Consider the following 17,952-nt stretch of genomic DNA (forward strand, 5'->3'; position numbering starts at 1 on the left):
CGGCCGAGGGCGATGTCGGTCAAGGTCCGGCTCGCGCTGATGTGCGGCGGCCTGTTCCTCCTCAGCGGTGTGGTGCTGCTGGCCGTCAACTACGTCCTGGTGCGCGCCGCGCTGCCGTCGGCGGCCATCGCGGCCGGATCCGCCTTCGGCACAACCGGTTCGGCCGCCGAGGCGCCCGGAGCACCGGAGTCCGCGGCGCCCGGAGATCTCGCGGCGCCCGGAGATCCCGTGTCGCCCGGAGATCTCGTGTCGCCCGGAGATCCCGTGTCGCCGGGACTCGGTGTCGGCGTGCCCGGTCCGGGCCCGGATTCCAGCACGCTGACCGTGGTGAGCGCGGTCCGCAGCTATCGCGGGGACGTCCTGAACACCCTGCTGGTGCAGTCCGGGGTGGCGATCGGGGCGACGCTGGTCCTCGCGCTGCTGCTGGGGTGGGTGGCCGCCGACCGGACCTTGCGGCCCGTGCACGCGGTGGTCTCGACGGCCCGCCGGCTCGGCGCGGACAACCTTGACGCCCGGATCCGGCTGCGCGGACCGCGCGACGAGCTGACCGAGCTGGCCGACGCCTTCGACGAGATGCTCGATCGGCTGGCTGGGTCCTTCGACAGCCAGCGCCGGTTCGTGGCCAACGCGTCGCACGAGCTGCGCACCCCGTTGGCCGCGCAGCGAACCCTTGTCGAGGTTGCGATGGAGCGGCCCGGGGCCGATCCGGCCCTGCACGATCTGGGCACCCGCCTGCTGACCTTGAACGTACGTGTCGAGGCGCTCATCGAGGGACTGCTGGTGCTCGCGCGCAGCGACCGTGGGCTCGCCTCCCGGCAGGCGGTGCCCATCGGCGAAGTCGTCGCCGCTGTCGTCGACATGCACCGCCCGGTCGCCACCGCGGCCGGGGTGGACCTGCGCTGGGAGCACACGGGCCGAGACCGTGCCGCGGCCCCGGCCTACGCCGTATGGGGCGACCGGCTGCTGCTGGAGCGGCTGGTCTCCAACCTGGTGGACAACGCGATCAAGTACAACCGGCCTGGCGGGACGGTGTGGGTACGCGAAGGTGCGGATCCGGTCCTGTCCGTCACCAACACCGGCCCGCCGGTGCTTCTGTCCTCGGCCGCCGACCTGTTCGAGCCGTTCAGCCGGGCCGGGCGGGGATCATGGAGTCCTGAGCGGGGTGCCGGCCTCGGCCTGTCGATCGTCGCCTCGATCGCCCGCGCCCACGGCGGCTCGGTCCGGGCCGTGTCCCGGCCCGAAGGCGGCCTGGAGATGGATGTCTTCCTGCCGGCCCAGCCACCGCCACCGGCGAGCTCCAAGCTCGCGCCGCCCGGCCGGCCAGCCCGTTCCGCTTCCCGGCCGGGTGCCGTGACACCGTCCGGGTGAGGCGACGGTGGCCGGCACCGGCCGGTTGAGGCCCTCGGGAGACCCTCGTCCCCAGCACAATGCCATCACCGCCATCGGGACACCCTGCCGCTAGTGCGCACCTGGCACTGCCGAGACCGGCCTGCTCGGAACCACCAGCAGTGACGACTGCGCCGCAGGCCCGCCGGCAGGGGCCGTCGGGCCTGGCAGCACCGCCGGCGCCGGACCGGCTGGTGCCGGAGCCGGAGCCGGGGAGCCGGCCGGAGCGGGACCAACCGGAGCAGGCGCAGGTGAAGCTGTCGAGGCGGGCGCCGCCGCTGTCCCGCCAGCAGCGCCGGGCGCGGCTGGCGCGGCTGGTCCGACAGCCGTGGAAGGCGTCGCGGCAATGCTGTTGGCGTGCGCGTAGACGATCAGGTTGCTGAGGTAGTGCTTGGTCTTCTCGTCAAAGGCACCGGTGCAGGTGATCAGACGCAGCTCCGGACGGGTCACCGGCCCGTAGGCCCGATCGGTCGGGAACGTCTTCTTGGTCACGTCCTCGGTCCGGTCGACGGTGAAGGTCGTCTTCAGGCCATCCGGAGACGAGACCTCGATCTGGTCACCGGGACGCAGCGCCCGCAGCCGGTAGAACACCGCCGGTCCAGAGGTCGAGTCGTAGTGGCCGACGAGCACCGAGGGCCCCATCGCGCCCGGCGCCGGGCCCTTGTCGTACCAGCCGACCTCTCCCCACTTCTTCGGCACGTCCAGCGAGCCGTCGGCGTTGAGACCGAGCCGGATGACCGGGGCATCCACGCCGATCACGGGGATCCGCACCCGGGTCGGATCAGTCACCACGACCGGCGGGAGCGTCGGCAGGGGCGTCACGCTCGCGCCCGGGGCGCCGGAAGCACCCGGGGCGCCCGCCGCGCCGGCGCGACCGACGTCCGCACCCAGGCCGCTCACCGCCACACGCTCCGTGTCCGAAGGAGCATCGGAACCGACATCGGCCAGGCGGAACCCGCTTCCGACGATCAGCACCGCGCCCGCGACGAGCAGGAGGCGTGAAAACGTCATCCGCGTCGGCAACCGCCCCGACTCCGCACGTCCCACAGCGCTCTCCGTCCTCCTGGAGCCTCCCGGGACGATCTCCCGCGACGACCTCCAGGAACTACGTAACGTGATGCTAACGACACGAGGAGGATGCGGACCGTAGTCAGGAGCCGCGTCGCACGAGAGCGCGCACCAGCCCCAGCCACATCGGCCAAGCGAGGGCGATGGGCACAGGGAGCGCGGCTCACCTCAAGTCCCGCAATGGAATGCCACACCGTCCGCGACCGAGCCCACGGCCGTTCGAACCTGTCGCACCACGCCGTCTCGCTGCGTCCCATCCGGACCAGTCCTCGCTATGGTGTCACTCGCAGTGATCGGGTAGTCACCATGCGTGAGAGAGGGGACCAAATGAGGAAGGGAATGGGACGGAGCGCCGCGCTTCTCGCCATGTCGAGCGCGGCTTCCGTCATCCTCACCTTCGGGCCGGGCCTGACGGCCGCGCACGCCGACATCTTTGATGACAAGGGCAAGTGCGCCGACCAGAAGGACAAGGACGACTGGGACATCTTCGGCGACAAGGACAAGGACAACAAGGACGACAAGGAAGCCCGCGCCGCGGTCGACGACAAGGTCGACGGCAAGGACGGCAAGGACCTTGACAAGGACGACAAGTTCAACGACAAGGACCAGGGCAAGGACGACAAGGACGACTGGTTCGCCGACAAGGATGACAAGGACCGCGACTGCGCGGTCGGCGCAGGTGTCATCGCAGGTGGCGCGGTCGGCGTCGGCGTAGGCGGTGCCCCGGTGGGCGGCGTAGGTGCCGGTGGCGGTGGCGCGGCCGGCGGGGACAACTCGCCGCTGCTGCCGATCGCCGGAGCCGGCCTCGGTGCCCTCCTGATCGGCGCAGGGATGCGTCGTCGCGGGCACGGGTCCATCTGAGCCGACCCTCCCCAGAAATGAGGATGGGATCGGCCGGTGTGCGTTCGCCGCACCGGCCGATCCCGGATCTCAGCCGAGCCACGACACCCGCGCCACCCCCACGGACGCGGTCGATCCCCCATGCGATACGGTTGCGCCAGCCAACCAGCACCGCAGGCAGGCTCCACCCCTGATCATTGGGGGCGGCGTCGCACCTCACCTCACCTCACACCCCGGGTCCACCCGGCACGGTCGAGGCGCCGGTTTTCCGGTAAGGTAACGTTGGTCAGCACGGGACGTGGCGCAGCTTGGTAGCGCACCAGACTGGGGGTCTGGGGGTCGCAGGTTCAAATCCTGTCGTCCCGACAGGGGAAAAGCCCTCTCCACCGATCACGGAGGAGGGGGCGTTCGGCGTTCATGGGCACTCCATGGGAACTTTTCTCGATCTTGCCCACGGACACCATTCCCATGGGCAGTGGTGGGTCGAACTCAGGGGCCGACGGAGCCCAGACATGATGTGTGATCTACATCACGTAGCGTGTCGGGGGCGGCTCAGAGCAGGATCGCGGCCTCATAGCGGGACTGGAGCACCTTCACGATCCGATCCTCGGTCTCGGGCAGCACGTGGGAGTAGACCCCGGAAATGCCCCGACCGCCACGGCTGTGGCCGAGGCGGGCCTCGATGGCCGAGTCGGGAATGCCAGCCGCTTCCAGTACCGCCTTGTGCGAATGGCGAATGCCGTGGACCTTCATGCCAGGCACAAGCGGATCCCACGCTGGGCGCCCCGGCGTTCCCCGCCGCTTCGGCTCCTCCTCGCGGCCGTCACATGCCGGCCGCCATACCCGGCGGTTGAACCCGGACCGCCGCAGCAGTCCGCCGCGCGGGCCGTGCCAGACGAACGAGTCCCGCTCGCCCTTCTTCGGCATCACGTCCAAGCGCGCGTCGATCATGTCGAACACGAACTCCGGGACAGGGGTGGTCCGCGCAGACCCGCGGGTCTTCGGAGGGCCCGAGGCCAGACTCCCACTCGATTCGACCAGGCAGCCTAGCTCCGGGTGAATGCGCAGCACCCCGGACTCGCGGTCGATGCACGGCCCGTTGTCGTCGGCATCGCGATTGCCGGTGACGACCAGATCGTTACGCAGCCCGGCCATCTCAGCCCAACGCCACCCGCTGCCGTACAGGCACCACACCAGGTCCCGGTAGAAGTCACAGCGATCGGCTATTCGCGCGATGCCGGCTGTGTCGGTGTGAATAGCCTCGGCGCCATTCCCCTCGGGGAGCCGAATCTTGTAGCAGGGGTTGTAGGTCAGGATCGGAGGGCGGTTGTCCGCCGCCGCGGACAACAGGAGCTGGAGGTCCTTGTAAATCAGCTCGACCGTGCCGGGCGCCTTCCATCCGGCGAGCTCCTCATCCACCCAGTCCTGGATGTCGAGCCGGTCGAAGGTGGCCAGGGGGCTCTCGCCCCATCGGGGTTCGAGGTGCAGCCGCCAGCGCCGGTCCGTCTCCTCGATGCTGCGCGCAGCTTTCCGGGTCGACCGGCAGTAGGTGGGCCACCACCGCTCGCGCCAGGTGGTCAGGGTCAGCGTCTCGGACGCGGGCTTCGGCGGCTCGACCGGCGGGGCAGGAGTAGTCAGGCCTGTGCACGCGGAGGACATCGACTCGCACAGGCAGTCCGGCACATGGCCGTAGTCCAAGTGCTTCTCGGCCTTGACCACCCAGGACCGCGCCGCCGCCTTGGTATCGAAGATCGGGCGCCACATGGTCTGATCCGTGGGCGCCCGATGGTGGGCCCGAACCAGCTTGACCCGGATCCGGCGCAGGCCGTCACCCGAGCGGGCGGGCAGCTTTTCGAAGGAGGCCATTGTCGGTCTATGTAAGCACCAACGCCGGCCCACCTCGACGCCACCCGCCCGCGGTTGGAGGGTGACCCGCGGTGACGGTCACCAGCTGGTCCGCTAGTTTGCCCGGTAGTAGCGACGGGTGAGGAACTCCCGCAGGTCCACCACCGTGAAGCGCCACCCGATCGACCGGGACAGCAGCAGACCCGACAGCTGGCGGGCGGTAGCCCAAGAGGTCACGGTCCGCGGCTCCACGTCGAGCAGGCGCGCGGCCGTCACGGCACCGAATGGCTCCTCGCCGTCATAGGCGTCCAGTGGGGCGAGGATGCGGGCCAGGCCGGGCGGAACCCGGTCCTGCCCCACGTTGGCGGCACGTGTGGCCATCAGCTCTCCGTTCCCGTTATTTCCAGGTGGTCACACAGCTCGCCCAGCGCCTCCACGAGGGGGATGGGCTCGGGGCCGTCCGGCCGGGCCGGGACGGTCCGCGCGAGCACGGTCCCGTCCTCGGCCCAGTCCAGCGCCCACTGCTCGGGCTCGGTCATGACGCCGCGGCGAACTCGTCGTCGTGGGCCCCGGCCGACCCTGCCGCGGCCACAGCGCGGGCACGCACCGTGGCCAGCCAGAGCGGGTCTGACACGCCGTGGTGCCGGCGGGCCGCCACCATCGGTACCTGCGGGTGCTCCACGGAGGCGAACTCCGGCCGCCGGGACACGATCTCCACCTCCTGGTAGAGCCGAGCCAAGGCGGCGCGCCGGTCCTCGTGACGGCGGATCAGCTCGCCCGAGACCACTGCCTCCACCAGGTCGCCGATCTCCTGCCCGGTGCGCAGCCCGAGCCGCTGGTCCAGCGTGGGCTCGGCCGGCGGGGTCATCACCACCCCGCCCCACATGCCCCACTGCTCCCCGCGCTCAACCGCGCCAGCGTGGCAGTCCAGTGCGGTCGGGCAGCTGTCGCAGACGTGCCGCGCCCGGGTCAGCAGGGTCATCGGCGACTGGTCTCCCAGGTCGGCGATCTGGTCGTACAGCCCGACATGACCCGCACACGCCGGGCCGTCCACGGTCTCGCTGGTCACGGCGAGGCCGCCGCGGCCAGCTGTTCCATCTCCTCCGGCGACACACCCGCGTCCACCGGGACGGCCATGCCCAGCTCCTCGTCCCAGCCCTCCGGGCGCTCCTTCACGCCCTCGCTCAGCTCCTTGAGTCGGTCGCCCAGGATGTCCCGCAGGGTGCTGTCCGGCTCGTCGCCCTCGCCTGGCAGGAACTCATCCATGGCTGGATCGGTCGCGTTCTTCTCCAGGAACTCCATGACCTGCTGGCGGGTGCGAACCGGCTTCCGCGCCCACTCGGCGGCCTGCCGCGCACGGTCGGCCGGGTCCGCGGGAGGCTGCGCCGCTGGCCGGGCCTGCTGCGCGGGCCGGGTGACCTGGCGCGGCGGGAGAGGCGCGGCCTGCTGCCCGGGTACCGCGTTGGCCGGAGCGGCACCCGGGTTCGACGCGGGCTCGCCGGAGCCAGCGGGTAGCGCGGCCGGACCCGCGCTGGTGCCGGCGGTGAGAGCGAGGCGCTCCTGCTGGCGCGCGGCGGCAAGCTCCTGGACGGTGCCGCCGCCCTCCCCCATCATGATTTCGAGCACCGACGCATCGATGTCGATGTCCACCACGGGGAACCGCCGCCCCGGGCCGCCGGGTGTCTTGGGTGGCAGCTTCATCTCCCGGATCACCAGCTTCGCGGGCAGAAACCAGTCCCCGCCCTTTCCTTCCTTCTCGGCACGCTTGCGCAGCTCGGCCGCCGCATTACGCAGCCAGTTGGCCTTGACGGGGAATTCGGCGGCCACGAACTTGCCGCGCGAGGTGAAGCGCCACCACCCGATGCCGCGCAGGTCCAGGAACCGCACCAACAGTTGCGTCTCCGGCTTGCACAGCAGGCGGCCCGCCGCCTGACACTCGCATGGGCGCCCGGAGACCTCGTTAACCGCGCCCTCGCCACCGGTGCAGCGGCGCATCAGAATGCCCTGGTCGAAGTGGGTCATCCACTGGTCCACCGCGCCGCTGACTCCGCCGAAGTCCACCGGCAGCGCCTCCAGCGGGGTAATCACCTCCCACTGGAGGCCCTGGTCGGAATCCCACCGGTCCACCCGTCCACCGAACTTCTCTGCGGCGGCCTCGACGGACTTCTTGGAGGGAGAGGTGATGCGCCAGGTCTTGAGCTTGACGGGCTGCTTGCCACCGTTCTTCCCGGGATTGGACCTACCAATGCGGAGCTGGCCTTCCAGCACGCCCCGCTGCTGCATGTTCAGGATCTCCGGCAACAGGATGGGCATTAGGCAGCCCCCCTCTCCTGGGTGGTTTCCGTGGTCTCGTCCGGCCCGAGAGGCCATTCCCGGCCCTCGATGGCCAGGATTTCCCGCGCGGTTCCCACCGTGGTGGGTCCGGCGTGCTTGATGTCCAGGAGCTTCTCCGGGCCGAATGCCTCCAGGTCCGCGAGCGTGGACACTCCACGGAGGGCGAGCGCGTTACGCACCCGGATGTCGATCGAGGTGAAGTCGTCCACGCGGAATCCGCCCGCGCGCACGCCCATACCGATGGACGCCGGCAGTATGTGGCGCTGCACCTCGAACCAGCGCCGGGCGTGCACCCACCCGGCGCGCATCTCCGGGGTGATCAGCACGCCGTGCACCCGGTAGCCGTCCGGACGGATGTGGATGACAGCGCCGCCGGCCACCGGGGGCATCTCGACGATGGTGTTGGTGGCGTCGCGCAGACCCATGTGGGTGCACGATCCGTAGGACGTCACCTGTATCCCGGCCCCGTCGCGGACGCTGTTGCCGCTCTTGTAGTCCCCGATCAGCAGGGAGCCGGGCGGGAACTCCCCGACCAGCTTGCGGCGCACCACCACTGGCAGTGGCACCCCGAACTCCAGGCAGCAGTCCCCGGTGCCGGCGTAAAGCAGACGGCGGTGGTAAAGGGTGGTCTCCGTCCAGCGGTAGGTGGGCTGCATCTCGTCGATGAAGCGGTCCATGGTCGCCTCAAAGGGGGCGACGGCCTCCTCTTCCTCCTCGGTGAGGGGAAGGTTCCGGTTGCGGACCTTCGCATCGGCCACCCGGTGGAACAGCTTGCCCAGGTCGGCGGCCTCGTTCTTGATACGCTCCGCCGCCCCGGCGATCAGTGCGATGGCCCTCTTCTCGTCGCCCTGGGCAATCAGCTCGGCGATCTCGTCGTGCCGGGCGACCGCGTACCGCCCGGCCTCCAGGCCGTACCAGTACGGCAGGCCGCCCGGACCGCTGACGTCGCCGATGATCGTGGTGGCCGAGGGCAGCAGTAGTTCCGGCTTCCAGAACGCCCGGTAGTAGCGGTCCTCGCTACGTCGGCCGCCCATCAGGCCCCTTCGTCCTTCACGTTCGCAGTGACCATGTGGGGCCAGTGACGTTCCAGTTGGGCCCAGATCAGGCCGTCGTCGCGCCCACCGGAGAGCCAGCGATCGAGAAGCTGCTGCCCGTCGCTCGCCCAGGAGTTCCTGATGCAGCACGGCACGCCGTCGAGGAGCCCGCATTCGTCCAGGCCCATGTGGACGTGCCCCGGGCTGGCGTCGGCGCACCGGCTGGCGGGGAGGTGGGCGTCGATGCCCCAGCTTCTCCAGGGGGTGCCGTCAACAATGGCGTGGGCGAGCGCCAGGTCGGTGCACTCGATGACGCAGAAGGTGAGGACACCGGCGGGGCTGGCGAGCATCCAGTGGTGCTCGGGGCCGCTGCCGTGGCGTGGGTAGGTGCGCTTGACGCGGTCCATCAGTTCTCCGTCTCCGGCGCGCTGGCGGCGGCACACGTGTTCAGGTAGGGGTCGAACCCGAGGCGACCCTCGTCGCCGAGGCGGGTGTAGATCTCCGGGGTGCCCGGCGGTCCGGGCGCCGGCTCGATGTCCTCGGCCGCCTCGTCGAGCGCGTCGGCCAGCGCCGCGGCCCGGGTGGCGTGCCGGCCCGGCCGTCCGTCCCGGTAGAAGGTGCTGTCGAAGCGACCTCCGGGGCGCATCAGGCGGCCCTCCCGCCGAGGTGCTCCCACCCGGTGAACATCTGCACGGACAGGCGGCAGGAGCAGGCGGCCTGCTGGGTGTGCAGGGTGCAGGTCCAGACCCAGCCGGTCTTCTCGCTGCGCTCGACAAACCTCACCTCCGACCCGCCGGGGGCGTTCGGGTTGGCGGCGATCCGGGCACGGATGACGGCTGGGCGCACGGAGTCGTCGTCCCACTGGACCTTGCCGATGAGCAGGCGGCAGTCCCGGTAGTAGGACAGCGCCTTCGGACGCAGCGGGTTGCTGGTGTCGGCTCCCGTACTGGTACGGCGAGCGCGCGGGCGCGTCGCGGTGGTCATGCCGCGCGCCTTCCGATGGTGGCGACGTCCAGCCGCCGCGCGGCCTCGGACTCGATGTCCAGCCGCGCACCGCGCACCAGCTCGGCCGCAGTCTTGCCCGCCGCGTCCAGGTCCACCCCGGTCCTGCGCAGGGCGCGGCGAGCCTGCCGGAGGTCGTATTCGGAACGACCAGAGTCCCGGCCCGTCAGCACCAGTTCGGCCTGCTGGCCAGCCAGGAGGATCACGGCCTCGTCCAGTTCCGAGGTGGCAGCGAACCAGAAGCCACCACCACGACGGTCGACGGGCACTGTGATGTCGGTGGCGCCGAGCATGCGCGCGGCCACCACGTGCCCGGCCTCGTGGATGGCGATGGTCTGCTGACGCTCGAGACTCGGGCCGCGCGAGGTCAGCAGGCGGCGGATGCTCACGCCGTGTCCTTTAGCGGTCTGTAGGGCCAGGAGCCGTCGATCTCGATGTCGGGTCGGCCCTGCCTGTTCAGGTACAGCTCGGTGTTGATCGCCCAGGCGAGGTTGGCCTGGGTCTGGAACGCCACGAGCTGGTCCAGGGTCATCTCGCGCAGATGCCGGTACCGCTGCGCGATGCGCCAAAGCACCCGTGCGGTGGTAAGGCAGTCCGCCAGCGCGTCGTGGGCTCCGACCTGCCGCGCGTCGTAGTGCCGGGCGAGCTCGGACAGCCGGCGCTTGCCGCCCTTGACGTGGTTGCGGTGGATGTCGCAGGCCCGGTCCAGCACCATCGGGTCGATCACGCGGATGCCAGTGAGGTCCAGCGCGCGGCCGTGGTGCCGGCGCATCTCCCGGTCCGCCAGGGTCAGGTCGAAGGTGGCGTTGAACGCCACCACCGGCAGCCTTTCGGCGCGGAACTTCTCGATGCGCTCGGCCACCTGGAGAACAGCGCCGGCCGGCTCGACCCCCTCGGCTCGGGCGCGCTCGTTGGTGATCCCGTGAACGTCGATCGCCCCTTGACCGATCTCCTTCCCCGGATTGATCAGCCAGGAGTGGGTGTCCACGGGGCCCTCCGGCCCCATCTCCACCCAGGCGGCCTGGACGATGCGGTCGGTCTCGACGTCCACCCCGGTGGTCTCGGTGTCGACGACCCCGAACCGGGCCAGCCATGGCGCGGGCAGGTCCGGGGTCACGGCACCTCCCTGCCGCGTGGGGAGACTCCATCGCCGTACGCGTCGGAGTGGGCGGYAGTCTCCCAGTCGATCTGCCAGCCGACGGGCTGCTCGTGTGGCGGGAGTGCGTCGATGGACGCGACGAGGTCGCGGCACGTCAGCGCGAAGAGGACTTGCGAGTCGTGGCGGTCTGGCGCCGAACCCCGGCCCCAGGCCTTGCCTTCGTAGGCGCGCTGGACGCGCTCCGCAGCGACAACCGCGTCATCGAGTGCGAGGTGTGCGAGCCGAGTCAAGTCAGTCACGGCCAGCCCCCCGGTGCCACCGGCGCGTGATGCCCGTTCGTACCGGCTCGGGCTCGCGGCTGGCACCGGCCAGCGCCAGCGCGGTGTCCACGTGCTCCGGCGTGTACGCGGCGGCCCGGCGCAGATCAGCCAAGCGGCGGCGCAGGTGCGGGTTGTACTGCTCCAGCAGGTCCAGGGGGGACATGGTGGAGCCCTCGAAGGTGACCACCGAGTCGAACAGCATCCCGGCCGCGAAGTCCTCGACGCCGCGCAGCCGCCGCACCTCGGCGATCAGGTCGATCACGTCGTCGGTGGTGGCCTGCCCGGCGAGCAGGCGGTGCTCGATCTCGCCCAGGTGGGGACGGGTCGGCGCGGCGCTCATATCTTGCCGTCCTGGCTGCTGTCATCCTCCAGCAGTTCGTCCACGAGGGCCTTGGCCTCGTCGAACGGGAATCGGGTGCGGGCGACGAAGTCCTCGGTCCGCTCGGACGGCCGGGGCTCCCACTCCCACTGCCCGTCGCGGTTGAGGACCTCGGCGGTGTCCCAACCGGTACCGCCGTTCAGGACGGCCCAACTGTCGTCGTGACCACGCCGGGCGATCCCGTAACGATGTGGGTGCTCTCCGAAGTTGAACTGATCAGTCATGGAAGTCCTCCAGGTGCCCCTGGGCCAGGAAGTCCTCGACGGCCCCGCTCAACGCGCTATCGAGTCCGTCCGGGGTGTCGGTGGAGTGGCGGGCCGTCAGCCCGTAGACGCTCGGGTCGGTGTGGATGCCGAGGTCGTGGAGCGCGCGGTCGTAGCCGGCCTGGTCGGCAGTTCCGTAGATCTGGCCCACCGGGTCGCTCGCGGTGCCGGCGCGGATGCCTCGTGGGTCCAGCGCGGCGGCCCGGTCCGGATGGCGGTGGTGCAGCAGCGCGACGAGGCGCTCGGCTCGGGCGGAGGAGTCAGCCACGGCTACCACCCCCGCGACACAACGGGATGATGTCGGCCGGCACCTCGTGGAGGTCGACCACTCTTATGCCGTTGCGCTTCGGTTCGACCTGGAGGATGAGCCTGCCGGCCTCCGGGTCGCGAGTGATGATCCACAGCCGGGCGTCGGCCGTCTCGGCGGGACACTCGAACAGGTCGCCGATCCGCGCCAGGTTGAGCAGGGTGCTGACGCGGGCGTCGACGGTCCGACCGTCCGGCATCTTGCTGTAGCGCCAGGTGGTCATCGGGTACCCCGATCATGGCCCTGTCCGGTGGGGTCGCCGTAGGTGCGCCACCCGAGCCGCCGCGCCTGCTCGGCGAGCCGTCCGCGCCAGTTCTCGGGGAGCCAGACGTCCGGCCACTCCCCGTCGCCGTTGACGTAGAGCGCCGGAGCTGAGCCCGGAAAGTGGCCACGGAACTCGATGCCAAGCCGGTTAGCGTCGGCCTTGATCGTGTCGATCGCGACGGTGAGGCCGTCGGCGGTCTCGGTGCTGGCGACGCAGTACTTGGTGCGAATCTCGCCCTCGGTGGAGATGTCGCCGGCGTCCACGTCCTCGGTGTCGACGAACCCGCCGTCGTAGAACGCCACCGTGGCGCCCCAGCGGACGGCGCCGTCGGGTCGCTCATTGGCACTGACCGTGATGCCGGTCGCCCAGTGGATCGGTCCGTACATCACGACCCCGCCCCGTCGAAGTTCACGACGCGGTCGTCGTCGGCGAAGCGACCGGTTTGACCGATGAGGAGTAGGTCGTCGCGCACCTGCTCGGCGACATCCTCGAAGCGCTCGTCCCCGTCATCGGCGAGCCGGAGATCCCCGGAAAAGACCCAGTGCAGATTGTTGTCGGAGTCCACCGTGACCTCGGTGGCCTGCGGCCAGACCTGCCGCACGACGGCCGCAACGCGCTCGATCACCAGGTCAGCAAGGTGGGCGCCGGCTTTGATGGCTTCCTGCGCGTGATGCACGAAGGTCGCCTCGGCGGCGATGATGCGGGTGTCGAGGTCCGCCGACATCACGCCTCCGACGGCTCGGTCATGACGCCGATGCCGACCACTCCGACGGGGCCGACTTCGACGACCTCGGGCTCGCCCGGTGCCCACGCGAGGGGAGCATGCTCGGCTAGGTCCTGGGCATGCGCGGGGCTGTCAGCCTGGCCGTCCCAGGCTGCGTACTCGGTCACGGTGGTGACTCGGTCACGCGCGAGTCCCACTGTGTAATGCTGGGGCAAGTTCTCCACCTCTCAGGTGAGACGTTTCGGCCGGGTTGCGGGGTACGGGTTGGTCACCCCCCGCGCCCGGCCGCTGTCATGCAGCCGCAGGTGCGGCCTGGTGGTAGTGGCGCTCCGCGAACGCCTTGAGGGCCTCCGGCGTGAAGCGCCATCCGGTGCGGCGGTCCTTGAACATCCCGGCGAGCTGCTCGCTGCGCGCCCAGGCGGTCACGGTCCGGGGCTTGACTCGGAAGACCTCCGCGACCTCCGGCGCCGTCAGCAGCTCTCCGTCCTCCAGGGCGTCGATCCGCTCGAACAGCCCGCTCAGACCGTCGGGGCCCTCCGGGCTCGCGCGCCTACCTCTCCCGCTTCCGATCACCACACATCTCCTCCCGTCGCCGTCACACCGCCAGCCATCGGCAGTCTACGTCAGTTAGAAGAGAGAGACAGAGAGAATCGCGAGCCGGAGCGCCAAATCTCTCGCCACACATCGCCGCCAGCGTCATCCACCGCAGTGTGATGCGATGTCCGGGAAGATGACGGTGTTGCACGGCCGACTGTCGAGGCGGGATGGGATGCTGTGACCATGGCAGTGGGACACGACGAGCCGGGCCCGACGCCCGTTGACGGGCGCGGGCGCGCGGTCACGACCCCCGAGCAGTCGCGAGCCCTGTACGAGGCCGTGGAGCACCGGCGCATCCTGCGCGGGTGGCTGGCCGGCGCTGGAGGGACCAGCTCGACTCTCTACAGCCTCCGCGACGGGCGACCCGCCCTGCTGACGGGCCTGTCCAAGTGGAGCAAGCGCATGGAGTGGACGCCTCAGTCCGCCCTGCGAGTGGCGGTGCACGGCGAGGAGYCCACCCCGCTGGAGGAGCTGCCGGCCCGACTGCGCCGCGAGATCGAGGGCCGATGCGCCGAGCAGGGGGTCGACCCCGCTAGCGAGGTTCCCGTGGGGATCTGGACCGCGCTGACCGAGGGCCTGCTGCCCGCGCTACCCAGCGCGGACGACCTGTTCGACGCCTTGGACAAGGGTTCCCTGCCGTCCGCCACCGTGCAGGCGCTGCTGGACGTGGACGGGGCGATGGCCTGGCGGCCGGGGTCAGCCCAGCGGGTGGCACTGGAGGGCGAGAAACCCGAGCCGACCGAGAGTGACCGGCGCCTGGTCTTCGAGTTCCCGAAGGCCCCGCCAGCGGTGACGGTGGAGGAGTGGTACCAGGTCTCCGGCCGGGCCACTAGCGTGGCGCCGCAGATGTCACCCGAGGATCGCGGCCGTCTCGCGGCGGTTGTGGAGGAGATGTTGCGGGACTGGGAGCGCCGCCAGGGCGGCTGACCGCTCCGACCACGCCCTTCATCTCCTCGGACACCGGGAGATCAGCGCCGCGAATCAGGCCGCAGATCCAGGTCAGAGCCTCGGCCCATCCCTCCATTCGTCCCCATCGCTCGGGGTCCAGGGTGTCGTCGTCCGCGAGGAGACCCTGCACGAGGTCCAGGCGCTCGGTCACGATGCGTTCAAGGGGCACCTAACCCATGGTGATAGTTGTGATGTCACCAGTCACCCTTTGTGGCGGGCGTGTCCGAACGTAGGGGCAGAGAGACCACCGGAGGACTCTCAGCGACGATACGGTTACAGACCGTGGATATGGTCAAGCGCCTTTGGGGATCGGCGCCCCTTCCGCCTGGGGTTGAGGGCTACGTACGGATCGCGCGCCACGGCGACCGGACCCTGGCACTGATCATCACTGCGGATTCCCTCTCGCCCGAGCGGCGCGCCGAGGTGCGCCGCGACCTGCTGGCACAGGCTCTGCGCAGGGTTGGCGCCCAACCGGCCGACGAGCCCTGTCCGCCGCCCGACCGCACCTGACCCAGGGAAACCCCACCATCCGGCCGCCGCGCCAGGGCAGTAGCGCCTGACACGGCGGCCTTTCTCGTGCCGCGCGAGGCGCTCCCGCCGACTCTTCCATCTCTCTGCCTCTCTCTTCATACCGACGTATACTGCGTTTGAGCCCCGAAGATCGGGGGTGTGAAGGGAGATCCGGTGACGCTCGACGACCGCTGGGACGAAAGCTGGGAGCGCCCCGGCTGGGGCGAGATGGCCAACGGCCCCCTGCTGGACGCGGTGGTGGACGGACTGGACGCGCTCGCCACCTACGCCGCCGAGAACCCCGACGAGGGCGACCTGGACGAGCTGCTTGCCGCGGCCGAGGACGAGCTGGCCTACGTCGAGCTGCCTGAGAAGGCCGACGAGGTGCTCGCCGCCGTTGAGGCCGCCCGCTACGAGCTCGCACTCGCCGCCGTTCCCGTCCTGCCCGTCGCGGCCAGCCCGTCGCTGGCCACCGCCGCCTGAGAGGAGCAGTCGCATGTTCACCGAGGATTCCCCTGCCCACGAGCCGATGCGCCCGCAGGGCAAGCCGCGCCGGATGCGCCGGGTCGGTCAGCACACCCGGCCCCGCACCGTCGCCGAGCCCCTCGCCGCGCCCACCACCCTTGCCGCCCGCCAGGTACTGGCGCTGACCGCCGCCGGCATCACCCGAGTTCCGCAGGAGCTGCTTTGAGCACGTTCGCCGCCAATCTGAGGCTTGCGACCGAGGCCGACATCGAGCCCAACGCCGCAGAGAAGGCTGCCGCCTTTCGCCACATGAGCGCGCCTGGCCCGATCCGCGATGTCAACGGGGTGTACGTCCGCGCCCTTGGGGCCCACAGCTCTGACCTCGGTGCGCTTCGCCGGGCAGTCCTGCGTGGCGACCTGGACGAGATCGTCAGAGTCACTCGCGAGATGACCGCCGTCAGCGAGGTGACCGAGGAGCTGATCGAGGGCTTCATCGCCCGGACGGACGACGTGGCGTGAGCGGGCCGACCCGCGGCGGTTTCGCCGAACTGCTGGACGCTGCCGGGCAGCCGACCGACTCCGAGGGCCCGGACGCTCAGTACAACGCGGACGTCTGGGAGCTGCGCAGCCGGATCGGCCTGCTTTCTGACGCTCTGCGCACCCGCCTGGTCGTAAGCGAGACCGATCTGGAGCCCACCGCCACCGACCTGGTCAACGTCCATGAGGCGCTGACCGTCGACCTCGGGCCGGTCACGAGCCGTCAGGACGCCTCGCAGCGCGGGTTCAGCGCGAACCGCGCGTACCTCAGCCTCCTGCGCGACGCCCACAAGGCCGGGGACCAGGAGCGAGCCGGCCAGATGGTCCGGCTGATGGCCGCCGTCGAGCGGGTGGTGGACGAGCTCTCCCCCATGTCGCAGCCACCCGTCCTCGAAGGAGGCGACGCCTGATGTCCGACCTCACCCGCACCCGCCGCCAGCACCCGGCGATCAGCGCCGGAAGCTTCCCCGTCCACCTCGTCTCTGGCCCCGAGGGGGCCGTCACGTTCAACCAGCTCACCGGGGTTGAGGTGCACGCCCGCCGGCCGGTGCGCGACGGTGCCAACGTCGGCACCGGCTGCGCCTACCTCGACGGCGCCGACTGCCACGGCCTGGACGTGGGCGGCACCCGCGAGGTGCTGTTCACCGAGTTCGACCGCCGAGACCAGACCGACGGGTCCGACGGCGCTCTGTTCGGGGTCCTGGAGGGCTTCTACGACGAGTTCATGCCGGACGGCGCCGCGTGATCACGATCTCGCACACCCACGCCGAGGGGACCGTCGCCGAGGGCACCAGCAAGGGCGACGGCGCTGGGGACGTCCTCAAGGCCAACGGCTTCTGGTTCCGGTACGGCGCCTGGCGCATCCGTGGGAGCCGGGACCGGATGTCCTCCTGGCGCATTGAGGCCGCCGCGAAGGCGCTGCGCGCCACCGGCTTCGAGGTGACCGTCCAGGTGGACGACACCCCGCGCCCCACCGCCGAGGTGGAGGCTGAGCGCGCGGAGCGGGCCGATTCCCGCGCGGGCCGGTTCGCCGGGTACGCGCAGAACGCCGCCAAGCGCTCGGCCGCCGCCGAGGCGGGCGCCCGCGAGATCCAGAAGCACATCCCGTTCGGCCAGCCGGTGCTCGTCGGCCACCACTCCGAGGCCGGGCACAGGAGGGTACTCGCCCGCATCGACCGCGGCTGGGACAAGGCCGTGGAGGAGGGCCGCAAGGCCAACCACTGGGCTGGGCGCGCGAACTCGGCCGAGATCTCCCAGCAGTACCGAGAGAACGTCTACGTCACGCTGCGCCGCATCGACAAGCTGGAGGCCGAACACCGCCGTCTGCTGCGCGACCTCGACCGGTTCTCGGAGGACTCCCCGGCCCATCCGCGCATCACAGCGAAGCTCGCCCAGCTCGACGACCAGATCGCCCACTGGAAGGCCCACGTCGCCGCCGCAGAGGTCGCTGGCAAGAAGGTCTGGCGGCCCACCGACTTTGCCAAGGGCGACTACATCCAGTGCGGCGGCTCCCGCTGGCACCGGGTGTTGCGGGTCAACGCGAAGTCCGTGAGCCTCCGCAACCCGGACAGCCCGAACCTCGCGCCTGTCCCCATCCCCTACGACAAGGTGACCGGCCACCGCACCGCCGCCGAGCACGCCGCCGCGAACCTCCCGGAGGGTGGCCGTGCCTGACCTCGATATCGCTGCCGTCGGCGTGCAGGCCGGGCTGGTGGCCGTGCTGCGCCTGGGCTCCGACCCGGACTCCGGCGGCCCGGAGGAGGTGGTCGAGGACATGCTGGACCGCGCGGCCGAGCTGGGGGACGCCGGCGAGGTGGAGCGCGGCGGCGCGCTGTGGGACGCGGCCACTCAGGTGCTCGCCGCTCTGGACGATCTCGGCCCGCTGGACCGGGCGCGGGTGCTCAACGAGGCCGCCGACCGGGACGACGAGCGCCACTACTGCCGGGCTGGATGGCCTTGCGGGGGGTGACGAGTCCCTGGGCTTTCGCATGCCCGGGGTCCTCTCTGCCTCTCTCGACACACCACCTCA

32 protein-coding genes and 1 tRNA gene are annotated in these 17,952 nt (G+C 70.7%); 12 read left to right on the forward strand and 21 right to left on the reverse strand.

Translation table 11 applies throughout. From position 1 onward, the window contains the following. Positions 1–12: 12 nt before the first annotated feature. Positions 13–1,368 (forward strand): ATP-binding protein, encoded by a 1,356-nt coding sequence (locus CcI49_RS23290; protein WP_076829209.1) that lies wholly within the window; start codon positions 13–15, stop codon positions 1,366–1,368. 90 nt (positions 1,369–1,458) lie between these two features. On the opposite strand, the gene CcI49_RS23295 is transcribed toward CcI49_RS23290, so the two are convergent. Continuing rightward, positions 1,459–2,397 carry a class F sortase gene (locus CcI49_RS23295; RefSeq protein WP_076829441.1) on the reverse strand — a complete coding sequence of 313 codons (939 nt, stop codon included), beginning with the start codon at positions 2,395–2,397 and terminating at the stop codon, positions 1,459–1,461. A 396-nt stretch (positions 2,398–2,793) separates the two neighbouring features. On the opposite strand from CcI49_RS23295, the gene CcI49_RS23300 reads away from it, so the two are divergent. Next, positions 2,794–3,315: a hypothetical protein gene (locus CcI49_RS23300; RefSeq protein WP_235497822.1), complete on the forward strand. Its 522-nt coding sequence runs from the start codon at positions 2,794–2,796 to the stop codon at positions 3,313–3,315. Positions 3,316–3,586: 271 nt separating this feature from the next. Then, positions 3,587–3,660, forward strand: a tRNA-Pro gene (locus CcI49_RS23305). Positions 3,661–3,846: 186 nt separating this feature from the next. Here the strand turns inward: CcI49_RS23305 and CcI49_RS23310 are convergent. From CcI49_RS23310 to CcI49_RS23400, 20 genes are all read right to left on the reverse strand, one after another. Further along, positions 3,847–5,193, reverse strand: coding sequence for a hypothetical protein (locus CcI49_RS23310; RefSeq protein WP_131831156.1), 1,347 nt, complete (start codon positions 5,191–5,193; stop codon positions 3,847–3,849). A 60-nt stretch (positions 5,194–5,253) separates the two neighbouring features. Further along, positions 5,254–5,520, reverse strand: a complete 267-nt coding sequence (locus tag CcI49_RS23315; RefSeq protein ID WP_054566054.1) for a hypothetical protein — start codon at positions 5,518–5,520, stop codon at positions 5,254–5,256. After that, the gene (locus CcI49_RS42155; protein WP_158230798.1) at positions 5,520–5,678 is read right to left on the reverse strand and encodes a hypothetical protein; all 159 of its coding nucleotides are present in this window, start codon (positions 5,676–5,678) and stop codon (positions 5,520–5,522) included. Before CcI49_RS42155 ends, CcI49_RS23315 begins: the two co-directional genes overlap by 1 nt. Continuing rightward, entirely contained in the window at positions 5,675–6,208 is a 534-nt protein-coding gene (locus CcI49_RS23320; RefSeq protein ID WP_076829211.1) for a WhiB family transcriptional regulator, read from the reverse strand. Before CcI49_RS23320 ends, CcI49_RS42155 begins: the two co-directional genes overlap by 4 nt. After that, positions 6,205–7,452, reverse strand: a complete 1,248-nt coding sequence (locus CcI49_RS23325) for a hypothetical protein (RefSeq protein WP_076829212.1) — start codon at positions 7,450–7,452, stop codon at positions 6,205–6,207. Before CcI49_RS23325 ends, CcI49_RS23320 begins: the two co-directional genes overlap by 4 nt. After that, positions 7,452–8,507 (reverse strand): hypothetical protein, encoded by a 1,056-nt coding sequence (locus tag CcI49_RS23330; protein ID WP_076829213.1) that lies wholly within the window; start codon positions 8,505–8,507, stop codon positions 7,452–7,454. Before CcI49_RS23330 ends, CcI49_RS23325 begins: the two co-directional genes overlap by 1 nt. Beyond that, positions 8,507–8,914 carry a hypothetical protein gene (locus CcI49_RS23335; RefSeq protein ID WP_076829214.1) on the reverse strand — a complete coding sequence of 136 codons (408 nt, stop codon included), beginning with the start codon at positions 8,912–8,914 and terminating at the stop codon, positions 8,507–8,509. Before CcI49_RS23335 ends, CcI49_RS23330 begins: the two co-directional genes overlap by 1 nt. Beyond that, positions 8,914–9,153 carry a hypothetical protein gene (locus tag CcI49_RS23340; RefSeq protein WP_076829215.1) on the reverse strand — a complete coding sequence of 80 codons (240 nt, stop codon included), beginning with the start codon at positions 9,151–9,153 and terminating at the stop codon, positions 8,914–8,916. Before CcI49_RS23340 ends, CcI49_RS23335 begins: the two co-directional genes overlap by 1 nt. Next, a complete protein-coding gene (locus tag CcI49_RS23345) occupies positions 9,153–9,491 on the reverse strand; it encodes a hypothetical protein (protein WP_076829216.1) in 339 nt (112 codons plus the stop codon). Before CcI49_RS23345 ends, CcI49_RS23340 begins: the two co-directional genes overlap by 1 nt. Then, positions 9,488–9,898: a hypothetical protein gene (locus CcI49_RS23350; protein ID WP_076829217.1), complete on the reverse strand. Its 411-nt coding sequence runs from the start codon at positions 9,896–9,898 to the stop codon at positions 9,488–9,490. The genes CcI49_RS23345 and CcI49_RS23350 overlap by 4 nt, the downstream gene beginning before the upstream one ends. Beyond that, on the reverse strand, positions 9,895–10,626 hold the full coding sequence (locus CcI49_RS23355; RefSeq protein WP_241840203.1) for an exonuclease domain-containing protein: 732 nt from the start codon (positions 10,624–10,626) through the stop codon (positions 9,895–9,897). Before CcI49_RS23355 ends, CcI49_RS23350 begins: the two co-directional genes overlap by 4 nt. Continuing rightward, positions 10,623–10,907 (reverse strand): hypothetical protein, encoded by a 285-nt coding sequence (locus CcI49_RS23360; protein ID WP_076829219.1) that lies wholly within the window; start codon positions 10,905–10,907, stop codon positions 10,623–10,625. Before CcI49_RS23360 ends, CcI49_RS23355 begins: the two co-directional genes overlap by 4 nt. Beyond that, a complete protein-coding gene (locus CcI49_RS23365) occupies positions 10,900–11,268 on the reverse strand; it encodes a hypothetical protein (RefSeq protein ID WP_076829222.1) in 369 nt (122 codons plus the stop codon). The genes CcI49_RS23360 and CcI49_RS23365 overlap by 8 nt, the downstream gene beginning before the upstream one ends. Then, the gene (locus CcI49_RS23370; protein WP_076829224.1) at positions 11,265–11,531 is read right to left on the reverse strand and encodes a hypothetical protein; all 267 of its coding nucleotides are present in this window, start codon (positions 11,529–11,531) and stop codon (positions 11,265–11,267) included. Before CcI49_RS23370 ends, CcI49_RS23365 begins: the two co-directional genes overlap by 4 nt. Beyond that, entirely contained in the window at positions 11,524–11,838 is a 315-nt protein-coding gene (locus CcI49_RS23375; protein WP_076829227.1) for a hypothetical protein, read from the reverse strand. The genes CcI49_RS23370 and CcI49_RS23375 overlap by 8 nt, the downstream gene beginning before the upstream one ends. Further along, on the reverse strand, positions 11,831–12,100 hold the full coding sequence (locus tag CcI49_RS23380) for a hypothetical protein (RefSeq protein WP_076829229.1): 270 nt from the start codon (positions 12,098–12,100) through the stop codon (positions 11,831–11,833). Before CcI49_RS23380 ends, CcI49_RS23375 begins: the two co-directional genes overlap by 8 nt. Further along, on the reverse strand, positions 12,097–12,528 hold the full coding sequence (locus tag CcI49_RS23385) for a hypothetical protein (RefSeq protein WP_076829231.1): 432 nt from the start codon (positions 12,526–12,528) through the stop codon (positions 12,097–12,099). The genes CcI49_RS23380 and CcI49_RS23385 overlap by 4 nt, the downstream gene beginning before the upstream one ends. Beyond that, complete coding sequence (locus CcI49_RS23390; RefSeq protein ID WP_076829233.1) at positions 12,528–12,866, reverse strand: hypothetical protein; 339 nt, start codon at positions 12,864–12,866, stop codon at positions 12,528–12,530. The genes CcI49_RS23385 and CcI49_RS23390 overlap by 1 nt, the downstream gene beginning before the upstream one ends. After that, on the reverse strand, positions 12,866–13,033 hold the full coding sequence (locus CcI49_RS42160; RefSeq protein ID WP_158230799.1) for a hypothetical protein: 168 nt from the start codon (positions 13,031–13,033) through the stop codon (positions 12,866–12,868). The genes CcI49_RS23390 and CcI49_RS42160 overlap by 1 nt, the downstream gene beginning before the upstream one ends. Positions 13,034–13,157: 124 nt before the next feature. Next, a complete protein-coding gene (locus tag CcI49_RS23400; RefSeq protein ID WP_076829238.1) occupies positions 13,158–13,442 on the reverse strand; it encodes a helix-turn-helix domain-containing protein in 285 nt (94 codons plus the stop codon). A gap of 204 nt (positions 13,443–13,646) precedes the next feature. Here CcI49_RS23400 and CcI49_RS23405 point away from each other — a divergent pair, with 204 nt between their 5' ends. From CcI49_RS23405 to CcI49_RS23445, 9 genes are all read left to right on the forward strand, one after another. Then, positions 13,647–14,390 carry a hypothetical protein gene (locus tag CcI49_RS23405; RefSeq protein WP_131831157.1) on the forward strand — a complete coding sequence of 248 codons (744 nt, stop codon included), beginning with the start codon at positions 13,647–13,649 and terminating at the stop codon, positions 14,388–14,390. A 303-nt stretch (positions 14,391–14,693) separates the two neighbouring features. Further along, a complete protein-coding gene (locus CcI49_RS23410; protein WP_131831158.1) occupies positions 14,694–14,921 on the forward strand; it encodes a hypothetical protein in 228 nt (75 codons plus the stop codon). A gap of 174 nt (positions 14,922–15,095) precedes the next feature. Then, positions 15,096–15,404 carry a hypothetical protein gene (locus CcI49_RS23415; protein WP_131831159.1) on the forward strand — a complete coding sequence of 103 codons (309 nt, stop codon included), beginning with the start codon at positions 15,096–15,098 and terminating at the stop codon, positions 15,402–15,404. Positions 15,405–15,417: 13 nt separating this feature from the next. After that, positions 15,418–15,612 (forward strand): hypothetical protein, encoded by a 195-nt coding sequence (locus CcI49_RS23420; protein ID WP_076829246.1) that lies wholly within the window; start codon positions 15,418–15,420, stop codon positions 15,610–15,612. After that, positions 15,609–15,905, forward strand: a complete 297-nt coding sequence (locus CcI49_RS23425; protein WP_076829248.1) for a hypothetical protein — start codon at positions 15,609–15,611, stop codon at positions 15,903–15,905. The genes CcI49_RS23420 and CcI49_RS23425 overlap by 4 nt, the downstream gene beginning before the upstream one ends. Continuing rightward, on the forward strand, positions 15,902–16,333 hold the full coding sequence (locus CcI49_RS23430; protein WP_076829250.1) for a hypothetical protein: 432 nt from the start codon (positions 15,902–15,904) through the stop codon (positions 16,331–16,333). The genes CcI49_RS23425 and CcI49_RS23430 overlap by 4 nt, the downstream gene beginning before the upstream one ends. Beyond that, positions 16,333–16,668, forward strand: a complete 336-nt coding sequence (locus CcI49_RS23435) for a hypothetical protein (protein WP_076829253.1) — start codon at positions 16,333–16,335, stop codon at positions 16,666–16,668. Before CcI49_RS23430 ends, CcI49_RS23435 begins: the two co-directional genes overlap by 1 nt. Next, positions 16,665–17,597 carry a DUF3560 domain-containing protein gene (locus CcI49_RS23440; RefSeq protein ID WP_076829255.1) on the forward strand — a complete coding sequence of 311 codons (933 nt, stop codon included), beginning with the start codon at positions 16,665–16,667 and terminating at the stop codon, positions 17,595–17,597. The genes CcI49_RS23435 and CcI49_RS23440 overlap by 4 nt, the downstream gene beginning before the upstream one ends. Continuing rightward, on the forward strand, positions 17,590–17,892 hold the full coding sequence (locus CcI49_RS23445) for a hypothetical protein (protein ID WP_131831160.1): 303 nt from the start codon (positions 17,590–17,592) through the stop codon (positions 17,890–17,892). The genes CcI49_RS23440 and CcI49_RS23445 overlap by 8 nt, the downstream gene beginning before the upstream one ends. Positions 17,893–17,952 lie beyond the last annotated feature (60 nt).

The sequence above is a fragment of the Frankia sp. CcI49 genome (genome assembly GCF_001983215.1).
GTDB lineage: Bacteria > Actinomycetota > Actinomycetes > Frankiales > Frankiaceae > Parafrankia > Parafrankia irregularis.

Coding starts and splice junctions, on each gene's coding strand:
- CcI49_RS23290 (WP_076829209.1), top strand. CDS start 13: ATGTCGGTCAAGGTCCGGCTCGCGCTGATGTGCGGCGGCCTGTTCCTC.
- CcI49_RS23295 (WP_076829441.1), bottom strand. CDS start 2,397: ATGACGTTTTCACGCCTCCTGCTCGTCGCGGGCGCGGTGCTGATCGTC.
- CcI49_RS23300 (WP_235497822.1), top strand. CDS start 2,794: ATGGGACGGAGCGCCGCGCTTCTCGCCATGTCGAGCGCGGCTTCCGTC.
- CcI49_RS23315 (WP_054566054.1), bottom strand. CDS start 5,520: ATGGCCACACGTGCCGCCAACGTGGGGCAGGACCGGGTTCCGCCCGGC.
- CcI49_RS42155 (WP_158230798.1), bottom strand. CDS start 5,678: ATGACCGAGCCCGAGCAGTGGGCGCTGGACTGGGCCGAGGACGGGACC.
- CcI49_RS23325 (WP_076829212.1), bottom strand. CDS start 7,452: ATGCCCATCCTGTTGCCGGAGATCCTGAACATGCAGCAGCGGGGCGTG.
- CcI49_RS23330 (WP_076829213.1), bottom strand. CDS start 8,507: ATGGGCGGCCGACGTAGCGAGGACCGCTACTACCGGGCGTTCTGGAAG.
- CcI49_RS23335 (WP_076829214.1), bottom strand. CDS start 8,914: ATGGACCGCGTCAAGCGCACCTACCCACGCCACGGCAGCGGCCCCGAG.
- CcI49_RS23340 (WP_076829215.1), bottom strand. CDS start 9,153: ATGCGCCCCGGAGGTCGCTTCGACAGCACCTTCTACCGGGACGGACGG.
- CcI49_RS23345 (WP_076829216.1), bottom strand. CDS start 9,491: ATGACCACCGCGACGCGCCCGCGCGCTCGCCGTACCAGTACGGGAGCC.
- CcI49_RS23365 (WP_076829222.1), bottom strand. CDS start 11,268: ATGAGCGCCGCGCCGACCCGTCCCCACCTGGGCGAGATCGAGCACCGC.
- CcI49_RS23370 (WP_076829224.1), bottom strand. CDS start 11,531: ATGACTGATCAGTTCAACTTCGGAGAGCACCCACATCGTTACGGGATC.
- CcI49_RS23380 (WP_076829229.1), bottom strand. CDS start 12,100: ATGACCACCTGGCGCTACAGCAAGATGCCGGACGGTCGGACCGTCGAC.
- CcI49_RS23385 (WP_076829231.1), bottom strand. CDS start 12,528: ATGTACGGACCGATCCACTGGGCGACCGGCATCACGGTCAGTGCCAAT.
- CcI49_RS23390 (WP_076829233.1), bottom strand. CDS start 12,866: ATGTCGGCGGACCTCGACACCCGCATCATCGCCGCCGAGGCGACCTTC.
- CcI49_RS23420 (WP_076829246.1), top strand. CDS start 15,418: ATGTTCACCGAGGATTCCCCTGCCCACGAGCCGATGCGCCCGCAGGGC.
- CcI49_RS23435 (WP_076829253.1), top strand. CDS start 16,333: ATGTCCGACCTCACCCGCACCCGCCGCCAGCACCCGGCGATCAGCGCC.